Genomic DNA, 18274 nt, shown 5'->3' with positions numbered 1-18274 from the left:
TGATACGCGGGAAGAAATCTTACGGGCCGCAGACATTTATATCGACAATGACATCTATATCGAAGGCGGACCCGCAAAGCATGCGATTCAGCAAACCTTCTTCCTGTACTGCTATGAGCCGGGCGGAAACCGAATTGAGGTCTGTACCGGAGGCTATTTCATTTATGCGCCGGATGCGGAGACCATCACCTGGAGCCAGGCAGAACGCGCCAGAGGGCAGGCTTGGCTGACGCCTACGATCTCCACATTCCATACATACGGCACACCGGTAGTGGACAAATAGTACGGACCCAACCATGTATTATGTGTCTCCAATTTTATAATCTGATAAAGACCTGTACATGCAACCGAATTCATGTTGTTTTGGGGGAGGATTTTAAGATGAAAAAGAGACTGACGGCAATGATGACAGTTATGTTGGCTATACTCCTCACAGCCTGCAGCGGCGGTTCCGCTGCGACGACGCAAAATTCAGAAAGCCCCTCTTCACCAGGAGCCTCAACCGCGGCCGCGGATGAAAGCAAAGACCCTATTATCGTGGGTGCACTCCTCAGTCAATCAGGCCCTCAAGCACAACCCGGAGAAAGTGCCAAAAAAGGAATCGAGCTTTATTTCTCGCAGCATAATTACATGATCGGAGACCGCAAGGTCGAAATCAAGTACGAGGATGATGAAGGGAATCCTCAGACGGGGTTACGGAAGTACCGCCAGCTTATTAACAGCAGCAAGGCGGATGTCGTGCTCGGTCCCCTTCTAAGCAATGTTGTGTATGCGCTTACAGACGAGGTGCAAAAGGTCAAGAAACCCATGATTATCGTCACCGCCGCCGCCAATGATATTTCCTGGTCCAAGAAAAGCGACTATATGATCCGTACCTCCCTCTCTAACTGGCAAAGCGGAACGCCCGGCGGCAAGTACTTTGCCGACAAAGTCGGCAAAACGGCATACATCGTAGCGTCCGACTATCCTGCAGGACACGAAGTGGCTGCCGGGTTTAAAGAGGCGTTTATCCAGGCTGGCGGCAAAGTCATCGAGGAAGCCTACCCTCCGCTCGGGGCAAACGATTATGCGACAAATCTGAATCAAATCAAGCAGGCTAAACCGGAATTGGTATTTGCATTCTTGCCTGGGGCAGACGGAATCCGATTCATTAAGCAATATAAAGAGTTTGGCCTGAAGGGGAACATCCCGCTGACTTCTTCCGGCGAATTCGGAGACGTCCTCATCACGGAACCGACCGGTGCCGATTCAGAAGGAATTTATAGCACCTTCCACTATTACCCTGCACTCGAGAATGAGACGAACAAAAAGTTTGTCGAAGAATTTAAAGCGAAGTATGGCAAAATACCGGATTTCTACTCCGTATATGGATATGATGCCGCTCAGGCCTTCGCGGAAGCGGTGAAGAAGACAGGCGGAAGCGTAAAAAGCGACGATCTTTTGAAAGCGCTTAAAGGAATTACGATCAATAGCCCGCGCGGCAGCATTACCATCGATCCCCAAACGAATAATCCGATTCAAACGTTTTATGCCGGCAGAAATGTAATGAAAGACGGCAGAATCGTCTTCGAACCATTGGCGAATCTTGGAGAAATGGTTATGCCGGAAAAGGATCCCGCGGCGAAGTAATTTCTTATTAATTCACATGAGGAGGCAGGAGAATTATGAGTACTGTTTTGGACGAAGACAGATTGCGGAAGATAAAAGAAAAAATCTCGCAGGGGATGATGCCGCAGTGGATTTTGAACGACCCCGCTATATTCGACGAGGAGATCGAGAAAGTATTCGCTCATGCGTGGCAGCTTCTCGGCCATGAGAGCGAGCTGAAGGAACCGGGAAGCTATATCACCAGATGGCTGGTTCATGATCCGATCTTGGTTGTCCGGACGAAAAAAGGAGAAATCAAAGCATTTCTTAATTCCTGTCCGCACAGAGGCATGCAGCTGTGTACAGCCGATTTCGGCAAAAAGAACACGTTTCAATGCCCGTATCACGGCTGGAGCTTTAATAATGATGGCAAGCTGATCGGCGTCGTCGCAGGGGATAAGGTTTACGGCGAAGGCATGGACAAAGAGCAATGGGGTCTTAAGCCGGTGCCGCAGGTCGCCACCTACAACGGTTTGATATTCGGCTGCCTGGATGCAAATACCATGCCGCTGGAAGAGTACCTCGGAGGAATGAAATGGTATTTTGATATTCTTCTGAACCGCAGCGATGGCGGCATGGAGGTCCGAGGCGTTCCGCAGCGCTGGATTCTTAACGCCAACTGGAAGCTGACATCGGAAAACTTCGGAGGGGATCCGTACCATGTGGCGACCGTACACCGCTCGACGGTGGAACTTGGCATCAGCCCGCAGGATCCGCTGTTCTCGGGCTATGGTTATCAAGTGGTGCTCGACCATGGACACAACGTTAACATCAATACCGGCGTTCCGGGTTTAGACATACCGCCGTATCAGGGAATGCCCGAAGAGATGTGGCCGATGTTCCAAAAGAACCTGACGGCCGAGCAGCATGATATTTTATCGAAATGTACCGTTATCGTAGGCAACTGTTTCCCTAACTTGTCCTTCCTGAGTCCGCTTCACGGAAGCGAAGGTCATCTGCACAATTACTTGAACATGCGTGTGTGGCGTCCGATCTCAGCCGACAAAATCGAAGTGTGGTCCTGGTTTATGATCGATAAGGCGGCGCCGGAAGCATACAAGCAAGCCTCGTACAAAGGCTACATCGCATCCTTCGGCCCGTCGGGCACGTTGGAGCAGGACGATGCCGAAATTTGGGCGCGCGTGACGCAGGCGAGCAAAGGCATACTTGCCCGTGACAAGGATTTGAGCTACAACAATGTGCTGAACTATATGATGGGCGAGGGAAAAGTAGAGCCGCTGGACCATTGGGACGGACCGGGCGTAGCTTATCCGACTTGTTACGTCGACTATGCCTCAAGGAACATGCATGAATTCTGGCTGTCTCTGCTCACCGGTGACGTCAATCTGCGGCAGTCCGCGGTGCATTCGGAAATAAAATAATTGAGGAAAGGAGCCATCATTATGAACTATGAACTTCACTATGAGATCACGAATTTCCTTCAGCGCGAAGCGTACATATTGGACAGCTTGCAATTCCAGGAATGGCTGGGCCTGCTGACGGATGACATTATTTACCGCATGCCGCTAAGGGTCACCCGCGAGAAAAAAGACGGCTCCAACATTGTGGATGAGATGACTTACTTTGAAGAAACGAAGAAATCGCTCATCACACGGGTAAGCCGTATGGCAACAACCTCGGCATGGGCCTGGGATCCGGTACCACGTACGCGGCATTTCATCAACAATATTCTGATTGAGCGGGAAACGCGCAAAGATGAGCTTGAGGTCAGAAGCGCATTTCTGTTTATGCGGAGTAGAGCGAAGGATGAAGTCTCCGACCAGGTTTATGGAGAACGGCTGGACATACTCAGACGAGTGGATGGACAGTGGAAAATAGCTGCGCGAACGATTTACCCGGATCAAACGGTACTGACGTCCATTAATCTTAGCTCATTCTTTTAAGAATAGACCGAAACCTCCGAAACAGAAGTCGGTTTTGTTGCACTTATTAATCACTCCATGTTCACTTTCGGTAGGGAGGAAATGTCTTGAATGCATCCATTCTGTTTTCACATATTTTAACCGGTTTGGCTTACGGGATGCTGCTGTTTATGATTGCGGCGGGGTTATCAATCATTATGGGGTTTATGAATGTCGTTAACCTTGCCCATGGTTCCTTTTTCATGATCGCAGCCTATGTCGCATTTGCGTTAATGAAGCAGGGGATGGGCTTTTGGGTCGCGCTTATGGTGACGATTATCCTCGTCGGTCTATTCGGATGGTTTATGGAAAAGGTTTTCCTGGCCCGCGTGTACGGGAAGGAATTGGACCAGGTACTGCTCACCTTCGGTTTGACATTTATTTTTTCCGATCTGGTGAAGTGGGCATGGGGCACGAGCCCGCAAAGTATCCCGGTTCCCGGGGAACTTAGCCAATCGATCCATTTGGGAGAAACCGTATTTCCCGTCTTTCGTCTGTTTGTAATTATGGTCGGTGTGCTGGTTGCCGTGCTTCTCTGGTACTTCGAAAGCCGCACGCGTGTCGGGTCGGTCATCAGAGCCGGGGTAGACGATCGCCAGATGGTATCGGCGCTCGGAATAAATGTAGGCTTGGCCTTTTCCGGCGTTTTCGCTTTCGGTGCTCTGCTTGCCGGCTTCAGCGGCGTTCTTGGCGGTGCGGTAACGGGAATCTATCTGGGAATGGATGCGGAAGTCCTCATTTCTTCCTTGGTTGTCGTCGTTATCGGCGGACTCGGAACATGGAAAGGCGCCTTTGCAGGAGCGATCCTGGTCGGGATGATCGATACGTTAGGAAAAGTCTGGTTCCCCTCGGTTTCCATGGCCTTGGTGTTTATCTTAATGGTTATCGTGCTGCTGGTTCGTCCGACCGGGTTGTTCGGAAGAGGGGTGCAGCTGTGAGGAAACATGCCTACTTCTTTTTAGCCATGATTATTATGGTTCTCGTGCTGCCGTTGATATTAAGCAGCTTCGGCACGAATCTCGCAACGGAAATTTTCTTTATGGCTGTGTTCGCGCTCAGTCTGGGACTTATTATGGGATATACCGGACTCGTTTCACTAGGTCACGCGGCCTTCTTCGGAACCGGGGCGTATACGGTGGCGCTGCTCGGCGAGCATATCGGCAATACTTATGTGCTGCTGCTCGCTGCGCTTGTCTTCTCCGGATTGTTGGCGCTTATTTCCGGCGCATTGTTCATCCGTACGACGGGCGGCTACTTTCTGATGATTACGCTTGCCTTCGGCCAGATGCTGTTCGCTTTCGCGTTTAAAATGAAATCATGGACCGGCGGTGCAGACGGCATGCAGATAAGCGTGTCTCCCGATTTCGGTTTCGGTCCGATCACGAGCACGCATGGCTTGTATTATTTGGCCGGGGTTGGCTTTTTACTTTGCTATCTTCTTCTGCTGCTCTTTGTGAATTCGCCGATCGGGAAAATCGTCAAAGGCATCATGGAAAACGAAACACGCATGAAAGCTCTCGGCTATCAAACCCGCAATTACAAATTAATCGCTTATTCGCTTTCCGGAACGCTCGCCGGTTTCGGAGGCGCGCTCTACGCCTTTATTAATTCATTCGTCAGCCCTGACCTCATGTTTTGGATTTTTTCCGGGCAGGCGCTCATTATGGTCATCGTCGGCGGAGTGGGAACGCTGCTGGGGCCTGTAGTCGGCGTCGTCTTCTTTATCATTTTGCAAAACTACGTCAGCTCTTACACCGAACGCTGGCAGCTTATAATGGGGATTATTTTTGTGGCATTTGTGCTTTACGGGCGCGGGGGCATCGTGCAGCTTGTTTCTTCTCTCTGGAAGAAAAGGCCGGGAAAGGGGGAAGACGCAAATGTCGCTGTTGAAAACGCAAAAAATAAGCAAATCGTTTAAGGCGCTGCAGGTGCTAAAAGACGTTTCTCTCGAAGTGCAGGAGAATGAACGCCACGTTATTATCGGTCCGAACGGTGCCGGAAAAACGACCCTGTTTAACTGTTTAACCGGATTCCTGCCGATCAGCAGCGGGAAAATATTTCTCCAGAATCAAGATATAAGTACGATGGAAACCCATAAACGGGTCGGTCTCGGGATGTCGAGAACGTTCCAGAAAAACAATCTGTTCTGGAACCTTACGGTAAAAGAAAATGTTTATCTTGCCATTACATCCAACAAGCCTTATAAATACCGTTTTTTTAAACCGCTTGACAGCTATGCGGATATCCGGGCCGAGGCCGACGAACTGATTGAACAATGGAACCTTCTGGAGCGAAAAGACAGAATAGTAAGTGAATTGTCATACGGTGAACAGCGGGTACTGGAAGTGATGCTGGCCGTTGCGCTGAAACCGAAAGTTTTGCTGCTGGATGAACCGACGTCAGGCATGTCACCTGCGGAAACAGCGCATACGACCAAGTTGATTCAGCAGCTGCCGCGCTCGATGACCATGGTGATTATCGAACATGATATGGACGTCGTCTTTTCCATCGCGGACCGCATTACGGTGCTGCATCACGGGGAGCTGCTATTAAGCGGAAGCCCGGACGAGATTCGAAATAACAGCCAAGTGCAAGATGTGTATTTCGGCGGGGGGGCTTTATCGCATGCTGACGATTGAAGGCGTACATACCTATTACGGCAACAGCCATGTGCTTCAAGGCGTAACATTCAACGTTCCGGCGGGCAAAAGTGTAGCGCTTCTGGGCCGAAACGGAGTGGGAAAGACAACGACCATCCATTCCATTTCGGGACTTACGCCGGCGAAAAGAGGGGAGATCCGGTTTCTTGGCAAGACCATCACGGGCAAAACGCCCCATGAAATCGCACGGACAGGCATCGGATTGGTGCCCCAAGGCAGACGTGTATTTCCTTCCCTGACCATCCGTGAAAACTTGACGATGGCGGCGCGTTCGCAAACGCAGGACGCGCCTCCGGATTGGGATTTGGACAAAGTGTATACGTTATTCCCCGTTCTCAAAGAGCGGGAAAAAAACATGGGCAACCAGCTGTCCGGCGGCCAGCAGCAGATGCTTGCGATCGGCAGGGCGCTAATGACCAATCCTCAGCTTATTTTGATGGATGAGCCTTCGGAGGGACTGGCTCCATCCGTGGTTTCACAGGTAGGCGATATCATTCACGGTTTAAAAAAGTCCGGGCTTTCCATTCTTCTTGTCGAGCAAAATTTCCATTTGGCCTGCGGGGTTGCCGACGAGGTGCTGATTATGAGCAAGGGGCAAATTGTTTGGTCGGGCTCGCCAAAAGAGCTTCTCGATAACAATGAAATCCAGCATCAATATCTTGGCATATAGAAAAGATAGTCACAATAACATAAAAAGGGAGAGAAATACCATGGATGCAGAGCAATTGTTAGCAGGAGCTTATGACCTCCACATTCACACAGGACCTGATGTAATCGGCAGGAAGCTGGATGATTTTGAAATGGCGGAGCGTATGCAAAAGGCCGGCATGAAGGGATTCGGCATTAAGTCGCACTATTTCTGCACGGCGGAAAGAGCCGCTTTGACCAAGAAACTGTACCCCGATGTCAATGTCGTCGGCGCCATTTGTCTGAACAATACGGTTGGGGGCCTGAACCCGATGGCCGTAGAAATCGCCGCACGGGATGGCGCGAAAATCGTCTGGATGCCGACATTTGACTCCTTGAATGAGCAGGAGCATTTCAAAACCGCGAAGCACGACAAGCTTCCGTTTTGGGCGAAGATGAAGATGGAACTTGAAGAACAAGGGAAAACGATGCCGAATATCTCGCTGTTGGATGAGTCCGGTACGCTTAAGCGTCAGGTGCTGGACATTATGGACATTGCGGCTCATCACAGCCTTGTGCTTGCAACAGGCCATATCAGCGTTAAAGAAATCTATGCCTTAGTTGAAGAATCGGCCAAACGGAAAATGAAAAAAACGGTTATCACCCATCCGAATTTTCCTTCATCCGATCTTTCCAAGGAGCAGATCAAAGAACTGGCGGATAAAGGGGCGATTATGGAGTTTTGCTTTACGACTCCATACACCGATAAAGTGACTTGGGAATCGGTATATGAACAAATTCGCTACGTAGGCCCGGAAAATTGCATTCTGTCCACCGATTTGGGCCAACCGCAATATGTTTATCCGGACGAAGGGATGAAGATGTTTATTTCGAATCTTCTGCAGAACGGTTTCAGCGCGGAAGAAGTCAGAATCATGACGAACGAGAATCCCACTTTCCTTGCGGAAATTTAAACCGATAGATCAACTAAGGTCATTTCGGTAATGAAGATGGTCCGCAATGTGTTTATGAAGGGATTTGCGGGAAGGGGACCAGAATATGAGTACAGGCAGCAATCAGGAATTAGGAGGAAAAAGTATTATCATTCGTCTTGATATCGACACGGAGAAGATGAACTTCGGTATGGTGACCAACGCTATATCGCTTACGGGCGGAGATATTATCGCCATCGATACCATTCATATCGGGCCTAACTCGACCACCCGTGACATTACAATCAACGTGAAGGACGCGGAGGATAACCGTAAAATTACCGAAGCCATCGAAAGATTGCAAGGGGTAAGATTGGTGCATGTTTCGGATCGCACCTTTCTGATGCACCTGGGCGGAAAAATCGGCATCCATCCGAAGGTAAAGATTCAGAACCGCGACGATCTTTCCCGCGTCTATACGCCGGATGTTGCGCGAGTATGCATGGCCATTCATGAAGACGAACAAAAAGCGTTCTCGCTGACAATCAGAAGAAATACGGTAGCCGTTGTATCGGATGGAACCGCCGTTTTGGGGCTGGGGGACATCGGACCGAAAGCGGCAATGCCGGTGATGGAAGGCAAAGCGATGCTGTTTAAGCAGTTTGCGGATGTTGACGCATACCCAATCTGTCTGGATACGAAGGATACGGAGGACATCATCAAAATCATTAAAGCGATCTCGCCATCTTTCGGGGGAATTAATCTGGAGGATATTTCTTCGCCACGCTGCTTTGAAATAGAAGAACGCCTTCGCCGGGAACTCGATATTCCCGTCTTCCATGATGATCAGCATGGAACGGCAGTCGTCATGTATGCAGGACTGATTAACGCGCTGAAAATTGCCGGCAAGTCCATCCGTGACATTAAAGTGGTTGTCTGCGGCGTCGGGGCGGCCGGAATCGCCTGCACGAAAATTTTGCTGGCTGCTGGAGTGAAAGATATCATCGGTTTGGACAGAAACGGAATTCTGGTGAAAGGAAACGAATATTCCAATCCGATGAAACGGTGGTTTGCCGAGAATACCAATACGGCTGGTGTTTCGGGTACGCTTCAGGATGCCATGCGGGGAGCCGATGTGTTCATCGGACTTTCTTCAAGCGGTTTGTTGGAACGGGAGGATGTGCTTACTATGGCCTCCAAACCGATCGTGTTTGCGATGGCTAATCCGACACCCGAAATCCTTCCGGAAGAAGTCGATGATATTGTCGCCGTTATGGCGACCGGGAGGTCTGACTACCCGAATCAAATTAACAATGTACTCTGTTTTCCCGGGATTTTCCGTGGGGCGCTGGACTGCAGGGCGACTGAAATCAATGAAGAAATGAAACTTGCTGCTGCTGAGGCTATTGCTTCCGTCATAACAGAGGATAAATTGGATAGGTTATATATTATTCCAAGTGTTTTCGATCACAAAGTGGTAGATTTGATACGACAACGAGTGATAGAGGCTGCGATTCGAACGAAGGTGGCCCGCCGCATTCCGAAAGAGTATCGATAAAATTGAATATTTGTTGGTTACACTCCCCCAAGTTCGATAGTGCTTTAGAGCGCTGTCAACTATGAATGGGGGATTTTTTTGGTTTGCGGGTTTAATAAAACCGGCCACAATCAAACTTGACTTACCATGAAAAGACGATTTTAATGCAAATAACCGTTATACAGAACAGGCATGGTAAAAATGGACGGAATTATCTGAAAAGTATATCTTTTTTTGCTATTGCGGCAAGAAATATCGGAGCGTACACTTAAATCAAGGTTACGAATCAGTCGCACAAATGTAATGAACTCCCGTATTTTCTTATGGCTTTCGAAAGGGGATAAGGACCTCATGCAGAGCAAGAGTTATTTGATGTCGCATGGTCGAGGAGTAAAGGCGAGCCGATTGTTATTTGAAAATATTATTGACATTGATCGTAGAACCGGAATCTTGACTTTGGGCTCGAAACGAATGCTGTTAATCTCAGCGGAAGCCATGGGAATATTGCGCCGCGACTTAGTCAGTACGTTGGGGATGGAGCGTGCAAAAGGCTTCTTAATGCGCTATGGATGGGCGTATGGCTACAACGATGGCGATGCAGTCGGTAAAATGTTTCGGTGGGATTCTTTAAAAGAATATATTCTTTCAGGGCCGGTGCTTGCTACGATGGAAGGCATTGTGACGGTGGAGATTGAAGCCTTGGATATTATTGAAGGAGAGTTCTATTCACACGGGTATTGGAAGCATTCATACGAAGCGGAAGAGCATATTCGTCATTTCGGCCGGAGCGATGAAGCGGTATGCTACTCGATTGTCGGATATGCCAGCGGTTTTCTGACTAAGGTTTTGGGTAAAAGTGTTTTGGTAAAGGAAAGCCGCTGTAAGGCTAAAGGGGACGATTGCTGCTATTTTATTGCCAAAACGGTTGACGAAAACGATCCCGACTACCAGGAAGATCTCCGTTATTATCAGGCGGAATCCCTTGCTTCCGAGCTGGACGCCTACAATAAAGAGATACAGGAGCTAAACCGTATCATGGTTCACTCCGAGGAAATCAGCAATAAACTGACGGATTTCATGCTGGAAGGGAAGAATTTGTACCATCTTATCGATTTCTTATCGAAAGCCATAAACCGGAGTATTGTTATCGAAAAAGTAAAGAGAAACGGAATAAACGAAGCTGTCTGGAAAGCGGAAACTGATCTTCAGTTATATGAAAGGTGGAAGGAAGCAGGTTCCAGCACAGGCCAATTTACAGAATCGTTTACATGCTATTCATTCGATCTTCAGGCGAATCATAGTTTGCTTGGAACCATGGTTGTCGTGGGAGCGAATGAATTAACCAAGCAGGAAAGAATGATTATACGCAGGGTTGTAAGCGTTATCACCACGCACTTATACCATCAGCGATCAATTAACAAGTGGAATTGGAAAATGAAAGCCGATTTATTTGAAGAGATATTACGGGGAAATTATGATGAGCAGGAGTTGAGAAGGAGGATTTCGGATTCAGGCATAGATTTCAGCTCGGCCGTAAAAGTTGTTTGCATAAAGCTGAAGTCCGCGGATGAGCTGGAACATGTCATGAGCTATATCAATTTGAAATTTCCCCTTCTGGAGGCTTTCATAAGTAAAGACAGGATCGTGCTCATCGTATCCAGGGAATGGGAAAATTCCGTTCGGCGCAGCGAAAATCCGGAGATGGAAGAGCATAATTTTGAGACGCGTTTAAAAAATATGCTGCAAAGAAAATTTTCACAAACCAACATTTACGTAGGTTCCGGTCGGGTCGCTAATTCCATCGTAAGTCTCGGAAAAAGTTATCAGGACGCCTATTTAATTACCGACTTTGTGCAGGTATCGTTTCTTCAAGAAAATGCCGTGGCCAGTTTTGAGCAGTTAGAACATATCATGCTGTTTATTAAAAGTTTAGATCACGATGAATTTATCAGCTTCTGCCATAATGTGTTAGGCAAATTAATAGACAATGATCTCGTTTACCAAAGCGACTTGCTTTTATCTTTAAAGGCGTATCTGGATAACAGCGGCAATTTGGCTAATACCGCACGTGAGCTCCATTTATCCATCACCGGGCTGCGTTATCGGATTCGCCGAATTGAAGAGCTTTGCGGAATCAATTTGAACGACGGAATGAGCCGTCTCAAGTACCACTTGGCCGTGCAAATTTACTTTACGCTGCGATTAATCAATAAAAATCCTTTCACTAAAAGTTAAAGATAGGTTCGGCATTAAAGGGGGTGATTGCCAAACCTTATTGAAGGCGCTTAAAGTCTCTTGGTTCATGTTTTTGGACATGTTTCTCATTAAATCAATGAGGAGGCAGACAAGGTGAAGAACAGCACAGTTGAAAATAAAACGCTGAATTTAATTCAAGAAAAGCTATCCGCCGGCCGATTACCTCAATGGGTTAAGTATGATCCGGAAATTTTTGAGTTGGAAATTGAAAAGATATTTTCGAAGACATGGTGTTTTCTGGCTCATGAATCGGAATTAAAAGAGCACGGAAGTTACGTGACAAGGTATATCGGCAATGATCCGATCTTGGTTACCCGAACCAGGACAGGGGAAATCAAGGCCTTTCTCAACTCCTGCACCCATCGCGGCGCTAAGCTTTGTACGGCTGATTACGGGAACAGCAAAAACCTGACCTGTCCCTACCATGGGTGGACATTTAATCCGGATGGAGAACTGATCGGCGTTACGGCCGGCAACAGAATTTACGGGGAGGAGATGGTGAAGGATGAGTGGGCGCTTCGGCCGGTTCCGAAGCTTGATAGGTATGCGGGACTCATCTTCGGCAACCTCGATTCCAATGCCTCTTCTCTGGATGAATATCTGGGCGAATTAAAATGGTATCTGGACATTTTGGTCAGCCGTACCGATGGAGGCATGGAGGTGTTAGGCGCACCCCAGAGATGGGTGGTGAATACGAACTGGAAAGTCACGGCGGAGAATTTCTGTGCTGATTCCTATCATGCGCTTACTTCCCATCGCTCGACGGTAGAAATGGGGATTAGTCCGGATTTCGTGTCGCAAGCCGGATTTGGCTATCAGCTTTCATTAAACAACGGACACGGGCTCAATTTGGTTCTTACGCCGCCAGGGGTAGAGGGACCTAAATATCAAGGGCTTCCGGAAGAGCTATGGCCGATGTTTGAACGTAATTTGAATCCGGATCAGCTGCAGTTCCTGGAAAACCTGCAAGTGCACGTCGGGAATTGCTTCCCGAATCTATCCTGGGTCAGCATCCCGCAAAGTACCGGCGGCGATTCGATCACCACCTTTTTAAATATGAGGGTGTGGCGGCCTATCGGTCCCGACAGCATCGAAATTTGCTCTTGGGTGATGATTGATAAAGAAGCAAATGAGGAATACAAAAAAGAGGCGAGCAGAGCTTATATCATCTCTTTTGGCCCCGGAGGTACGCTGGAGGAAGATGACACCGAGATATGGACCCGGATTACGGAAAGCAGCAAAGCGGTGATGGCACGTAATAAGGATTTAAGTTACGATAATGTGCTCAATTATTTGATGGGGATTGATCGCGTCATGCCGATTGAAAACTTCCCGGGTCCGGGAAAAGCTTATCCGACGTGGCTTCTGGATACAGCGATCCGGAATTTTTGGGAGCAGTGGCTGAAGATGCTGCAAGAAAATTGAGCGAGCATGTATTCATTTATAGAGGGAGGTACCGACGATGAATGCCCAGATTCCAAGTGAGACTGCCGGGTTATTCTTGAGCAGCGATACGCAAAATGAAATCACCCGTTTCCTGTATCATGAAGCATTTTTGCTGGATCGCAGACTATATAAGGAATGGTTGGCTCTACTCACGGATGATATCGTGTACCGTATGCCGCAGCGTTCTACGCGGGAACGAAAAGACGGCTCCAATATGACCGACGATACGGCTTTTTATGAAGAGGATATGAAATCGTTAAGGCTTCGTATCGAAAGGCTCGGGACCAAATCGGCTTGGGTAGAGGATCCTCCTACGCGTAACCGGCATTTTATTTCGAATATATTCATACAAGCCGGTTCCGAAGACACAGAGGTCCATGTGCGCAGTAATTTTCTGTTACTGCGAAGCAGAAGCGACAGCACGGTGAACTATGAGATGTTTGGCGAAAGATTTGACACGCTGCGCAAAGTCAATCAAGAATGGAAAGTTTGTGCGCGCACGATTTATCCGGATCAGGCGGTTCTGGGCGTCTTGAATTTAACTTTTGTGTAATACCGGTATGCCACGTGAAGAGAACTGCTTTTTATGCGGATATCCAAGCGGGTTGAGACGATTCGAAACAAATGATTATGAAAACGTTTTCATATTCACGGTGAAGGAAGTAAACAAGGGGAGGAGAGTTCATGCAAAGTCCGTTTGCCTATAGCATTCATATACCACCGGCAATCGCCCCCGATCAGCGTTATCCTGTCATTTTCGCTTTGCACGGCATCGGGTACAGCGAACAAGACATCCTTTCTGTTGTGGCCGATTTAGAAGAAGAATTTATTCTGATTGCTGTGCGCGGGCATCTTTCTTATAACCAGGGCTATGCCTATTATACGCTCAAAGAATATGGAAAACCGGACAGGGATACATTCGATGAAAGCCTGGAAATGCTTCAAGTATTCATGGAGTATGCCACAAACAAATATCCCGTCTCTGCTGATAACCGATATTTGTTGGGCTTTAGTCAGGGAGCCATTCTCAGCATGTCACTAGCCTTATTATTAGGTAACTCGATAAAAGGGATTGTGGCGATGAATGGATATATTCCGGCGTTTGTAAAAGATGAGTTTGAAGTAAAATCCATCGATCGGCTGTCCATCTTTCTGTCGGACGGGGAATTTGACGACATTTTCCCGGTGAGCATAGGTAAAGAAAATTACGTATATTTAAACAGCCGTGCAAAGTCGGTCTGCTACAAGACTTATCCGGCGGGACATGAAATATGTGAAGAAAATGGGCGGGATATCGTGGCATGGTTGCGAAATGATTCGGCATATTTACAGCAGCGGTCAAAATCAATATACGGATAGGGAGATAACGCACATGGCAGAGACCGGTTTAACCGAAAAAATCGGTAATTATGATGTCCACTACCACGAAGCCGGGCACGGCGAGCCGCTTCTTTTCATTCACGGATCAGGACCGGGTGTATCCGCATGGGCAAATTGGCGGCAGGTGTTTCCCGTTTTATCGGATAAATACCGTCTGTATGCACCTGACCTTCTCGGCTTCGGCGAGTCGGAAAAACCGAAATTGATGCCATACGGTGTTGATGTTTGGGTTCAGCAGCTTATAGCATTTATCGAAACAAAAGAGATCGGGCCATTATCGATCATTGGCAATTCGCTTGGTGGTGCAATCGCCCTGCATTTGGCGGTGCAGAGACCTGATTTGGTCAAAAAGCTCGTGTTAATGGGAAGCGCGGGCATTCATTTCCCGTTAACCGAAGGGCTTGATCAGGTCTGGGGCTATGTACCAAGTTTCGATAACATGAAAAAGCTTGTTGAGTTATTTGCCTTCGATCCTTGTTTTTCCAATAATGAAGATCTCGTTCAAATGCGCTACCAGGCGACATTAAACAAAGAGAATCAAGCGGCTTTCGCCTCGATGTTTCCGGCTCCGCGGCAGCGTCATGTGGACGCACTTGCCTTAAGTGAGCAGCAATTGAGGAGTATCGACATTCCTGTGCTGCTGCTCCACGGGCGTGAAGACCGGATAATCCCGATCCGGGAAACAAGCTGGAAGTTGTTTCATCTGCTGCCGAAGGCAGAGCTTCATACGTTTTCGAATTGCGGACATTGGACTCAAATCGAAAAGAAAGAGCAGTTCTGCGACGTTGTTCACTATTTTTTAGCAAGCAAATCCTAGATGTTACCCATGTTTTTCATACCATATTCAGGAGGTTATACCCATGGAAAAAGAACCGATTTTTGATGTGGCGCAGCTGGCGCACGTAGAAATTTTCACACCGAAGCCGGATGAAACGCTGTGGTTTTTTAAAGACCTGCTGGGGATGCAGGAGTCCGGCCGACAAGGTCAGTCGGTTTATTTGAGAGCGTATGAAGATTTCTATCATCATACGTTGAAGGTCACCGAGGCGAAGGAACCGGGACTGGGCCATGTCGCTTGGCGGACGACTTCCCCGCAGGCCTTGGATCGGCGTGTAAAAGCGATTAAGGATACGGGACTTGGCACCGGGTGGTTTGAAGGGGAAAACGGCCACGGCGCGGCTTACCAGTTCCGGACGCCGGACGGCCACCGCATGGAGCTGCTTTGGGAAGTGGACTATTATCAGGCGCCGGAGGATCAGCGTACGCCTTTGCTGAACCGTCCGCAGAAGCGTCCGACGACCGGTGTCCCGGTCCGCCGGCTGGACCACGTCAATTTGATGGCAAGCGATTTGAAGCCGAATGTCGATTTCATGATGAACAACCTCGGGTTCAATCTGCGCGAGCATATCAGGCTGAAGAACGGAAACGATGCCGCCGCATGGATGAGCGTCAGCCCGCTTGTGCATGAAATTGCGATGATGGGCGATCCGCTCGGCGGAAAGGCGCGCATGCATCATATTTGCTACTGGTACGGATACCCGCAGCACCTTTCCGACATTTCCGATATTTTGGTGGAGAACAACATTCGAATCGATGCGGGGCCCGGCAAGCATGGCGTGAGCCAAGCGTACTTCCTGTATGTTTTCGAGCCCGGGGGCAACCGCGTAGAGCTGTTCGGGGACGCCGGATATCTTATTTTTGACCCGGCCTGGAAGCCAATCATGTGGCAGGAAGAGGATTTGGAGAAGGGGATTATCTGGTACGGCTCTCAGCTTCCTCAAGAATTTTTCATGTACGGTACGCCTATCATCGATACTATTCAAACAACTGCCAAGACAGGCTGAGGCCATTTATTGATGAGTGTGGATTTATAGGAATACTTCATCATTGTTAGCGGAATTCGTAGGATGAATAAAAAGTCAAAAAGCGGCTCTCAACGTTGATCATAAGTTGAGAGCTGCTTTGCGCTGCTGCAGGTTCTGCTTTACGCCCTTCTCCCCTGGTTCAATAATTTTGTTCTCATAAAAATTAAACATAATTGTTTGACAATATTTCGCATTTTCGGTAAGATATTGAATATACATCTTGAAAGCGCTATCAATTTATCATTCCATAAGGAAAGAGGGTAACTTGCTATGGCAAATGAGCCTGTTGTTGTTCATGCCCTAATCAATGGCCGGCAGCTAGTAACGGAAAAGCGGTATGGACGCGAGAATCCGGCAAATCCGAGTGAGATCGTCGGCTACGGCCCGGTCAACACACGGGAAGACGCCGTGCTTGCGATAGATGCTGCGGCAGCGGCATTCCCGGCCTGGGCAGCGACGCCTATTGATGAGCGTATCCAGCGGATGCAGCGAGCGATCGAGAAACTGAAAGCTGCCGCACCCGAATTAACGGAGCTGCTCTCCCGTGAGCATGGTAAGCCGCTTTATGATGCGCAGGGCGAGATTGTAGTTTCAACGATGTGGATGGAGTATGCATGCAGCCGTGTTAAGGATGTCATTCAAGATGAAGTACAAGAGCATGATCACGGCAGGACGATTATTTCCCATGATCCGATGGGGGTGGTGACGGCGATTTTTCCCTGGAATTACCCGATCTCGCTTTCTACCATCAAAATTGCTCCGGCCGTACTTACCGGCAACACCATGGTGCTAAAGCCGAGTCCATATGCTCCGCTTGCGGTGAGCAAGGCCATTGAATTAATCGCGGCCGAATTCCCGCCTGGCGTAATCAACATGGTTCATGGCGAGGCGGATGTAGGCGTCGAACTAACTTCCAATCCTAAGATCGCTAAAATCGCCTTCACGGGAGGCACGAATACAGCGAAGCACATCATGAAATCGGCTGCGGATACGATTAAGCATTTGACATTGGAACTGGGAGGCAATGATGCCGCCATCTTCCTTCCTGAATTCGATGTGAACGATGAAAGGGCAATGCGCCGTCTCGTTATCTCTAATTTTCTCAACGGCGGCCAGATTTGCATGATTGCGAAACGCGTGTATGTTCATCGTTCGATTTACGACAAATTTGTTGAGAAGTATATCGAAGCCGCTAATAAATGGATTCGGGTAGGAAGTCCCTTTAATCCGGAGGTTACAATCGGTCCTGTGAACAACGCTGCTCAGCTGAAGTATGTAAAAGAGCTGATCGAGGATGCGAAGAGCCGTGGCGCCAAAGTCATCCCACTAGGACGGGTGCTGGAGCCGGAGTTGTTTGAACAGGGCTATTTCATGCAGCCCACATTGGTGCTGGATGTGGATGATAACGCTCCGATTGTGGCGGAAGAACAGTTCGGCCCGGCGGTGCCCATTATGCCGTACGATGATGAAGAACAGGTTATCTCGCTCGTGAATAACAGTATTTATGGTTTAACCAGTTCCGTTTGGGGAGAGGAAGAGCACGCGGTACGCGTGGCGCGCCGTATTGAAGCCGGTACTACCATGATTAACACGGCGGCCATCATGGGGCTTGATGTACGTTTCCCGTTCGGCGGCGTGAAACAATCCGGGGTAGGCCGGGAATATGGAATCGATGGGCTTCTCGCTTATGTGGAAAAGCATGTCATCAACGTACCGACATTTCTCGATCTGCCGTATATTCCGGAGTGAACGCGGCTGCGCAAATATTTCCGTGGGACTACCGAACAACCATTGGTTTGAAAATTACATAGCCGGTTTGCGTGCATGAAATCGCTAACTTGGCACCCATAGGAAATATAGAACAGTCTAAAACGATTCATCGTTTTAGACTGTTTTGCATGTACTGAGGATAGAGCGGATTAATTTAATTTCCCTGTGCTGTGAAGGTTACTTTAAACATTCATGTTGACACATGATGAAAAACAAATTAAACTAAACTTGT

At 48.4% G+C, this 18274-nt stretch carries 17 protein-coding genes; all 17 read left to right on the top strand.

Translation table 11 applies throughout. The features are described from left to right. The coding region (locus tag JMF85_RS22640) for a VOC family protein (RefSeq protein ID WP_483874224.1) at nucleotides 1–283 on the top strand (283 nt) is incomplete at its 5' end. A gap of 98 nt (nucleotides 284–381) precedes the next feature. Beyond that, nucleotides 382–1629: an ABC transporter substrate-binding protein gene (locus tag JMF85_RS22635; RefSeq protein ID WP_181410146.1), complete on the top strand. Its 1248-nt coding sequence runs from the start codon at nucleotides 382–384 to the stop codon at nucleotides 1627–1629. A gap of 35 nt (nucleotides 1630–1664) precedes the next feature. Further along, nucleotides 1665–3029, top strand: coding sequence for an aromatic ring-hydroxylating oxygenase subunit alpha (locus JMF85_RS22630; protein WP_155615113.1), 1365 nt, complete (start codon nucleotides 1665–1667; stop codon nucleotides 3027–3029). Nucleotides 3030–3050: 21 nt separating this feature from the next. Continuing rightward, on the top strand, nucleotides 3051–3551 hold the full coding sequence (locus tag JMF85_RS22625) for a 3-phenylpropionate/cinnamic acid dioxygenase subunit beta (protein ID WP_054797771.1): 501 nt from the start codon (nucleotides 3051–3053) through the stop codon (nucleotides 3549–3551). Nucleotides 3552–3637: 86 nt separating this feature from the next. Then, nucleotides 3638–4507 carry a branched-chain amino acid ABC transporter permease gene (locus JMF85_RS22620; RefSeq protein ID WP_236595957.1) on the top strand — a complete coding sequence of 290 codons (870 nt, stop codon included), beginning with the start codon at nucleotides 3638–3640 and terminating at the stop codon, nucleotides 4505–4507. Then, nucleotides 4504–5487 (top strand): branched-chain amino acid ABC transporter permease, encoded by a 984-nt coding sequence (locus JMF85_RS22615; RefSeq protein ID WP_236595956.1) that lies wholly within the window; start codon nucleotides 4504–4506, stop codon nucleotides 5485–5487. The genes JMF85_RS22620 and JMF85_RS22615 overlap by 4 nt, the downstream gene beginning before the upstream one ends. Then, nucleotides 5447–6208 carry an ABC transporter ATP-binding protein gene (locus tag JMF85_RS22610; protein WP_155615114.1) on the top strand — a complete coding sequence of 254 codons (762 nt, stop codon included), beginning with the start codon at nucleotides 5447–5449 and terminating at the stop codon, nucleotides 6206–6208. Before JMF85_RS22615 ends, JMF85_RS22610 begins: the two co-directional genes overlap by 41 nt. Next, a complete protein-coding gene (locus tag JMF85_RS22605; protein ID WP_155615115.1) occupies nucleotides 6195–6899 on the top strand; it encodes an ABC transporter ATP-binding protein in 705 nt (234 codons plus the stop codon). The genes JMF85_RS22610 and JMF85_RS22605 overlap by 14 nt, the downstream gene beginning before the upstream one ends. Nucleotides 6900–6939: 40 nt before the next feature. After that, on the top strand, nucleotides 6940–7830 hold the full coding sequence (locus JMF85_RS22600) for a DUF6282 family protein (protein ID WP_127610583.1): 891 nt from the start codon (nucleotides 6940–6942) through the stop codon (nucleotides 7828–7830). A gap of 85 nt (nucleotides 7831–7915) precedes the next feature. After that, on the top strand, nucleotides 7916–9346 hold the full coding sequence (locus JMF85_RS22595) for an NAD-dependent malic enzyme (protein ID WP_054797774.1): 1431 nt from the start codon (nucleotides 7916–7918) through the stop codon (nucleotides 9344–9346). A 330-nt stretch (nucleotides 9347–9676) separates the two neighbouring features. Further along, nucleotides 9677–11560, top strand: coding sequence for a XylR N-terminal domain-containing protein (locus tag JMF85_RS22590; protein WP_201318952.1), 1884 nt, complete (start codon nucleotides 9677–9679; stop codon nucleotides 11558–11560). Between the two features lie 114 nt (nucleotides 11561–11674). Next, a complete protein-coding gene (locus JMF85_RS22585; protein WP_201318951.1) occupies nucleotides 11675–13006 on the top strand; it encodes an aromatic ring-hydroxylating oxygenase subunit alpha in 1332 nt (443 codons plus the stop codon). Nucleotides 13007–13043: 37 nt separating this feature from the next. Further along, complete coding sequence (locus tag JMF85_RS22580) at nucleotides 13044–13580, top strand: aromatic-ring-hydroxylating dioxygenase subunit beta (protein ID WP_230876217.1); 537 nt, start codon at nucleotides 13044–13046, stop codon at nucleotides 13578–13580. 131 nt (nucleotides 13581–13711) lie between these two features. After that, the gene (locus JMF85_RS22575) at nucleotides 13712–14386 is read left to right on the top strand and encodes an alpha/beta hydrolase (RefSeq protein ID WP_127610576.1); all 675 of its coding nucleotides are present in this window, start codon (nucleotides 13712–13714) and stop codon (nucleotides 14384–14386) included. 13 nt (nucleotides 14387–14399) lie between these two features. Next, nucleotides 14400–15224 carry an alpha/beta fold hydrolase gene (locus tag JMF85_RS22570; RefSeq protein WP_201318950.1) on the top strand — a complete coding sequence of 275 codons (825 nt, stop codon included), beginning with the start codon at nucleotides 14400–14402 and terminating at the stop codon, nucleotides 15222–15224. 43 nt (nucleotides 15225–15267) lie between these two features. Beyond that, nucleotides 15268–16251: a catechol 2,3-dioxygenase gene (locus JMF85_RS22565; protein ID WP_127610578.1), complete on the top strand. Its 984-nt coding sequence runs from the start codon at nucleotides 15268–15270 to the stop codon at nucleotides 16249–16251. Nucleotides 16252–16542: 291 nt separating this feature from the next. Then, nucleotides 16543–18021, top strand: a complete 1479-nt coding sequence (locus JMF85_RS22560; RefSeq protein ID WP_127610581.1) for an aldehyde dehydrogenase family protein — start codon at nucleotides 16543–16545, stop codon at nucleotides 18019–18021. Nucleotides 18022–18274: the final 253 nt, after the last annotated feature.

The sequence above is a fragment of the Paenibacillus sp. EPM92 genome (assembly GCF_016586185.1).
GTDB classification, from domain to species: Bacteria; Bacillota; Bacilli; order Paenibacillales; family NBRC-103111; genus Paenibacillus_G; species Paenibacillus_G validus.
This window is presented reverse-complemented; position numbering and strand designations above follow the sequence as displayed.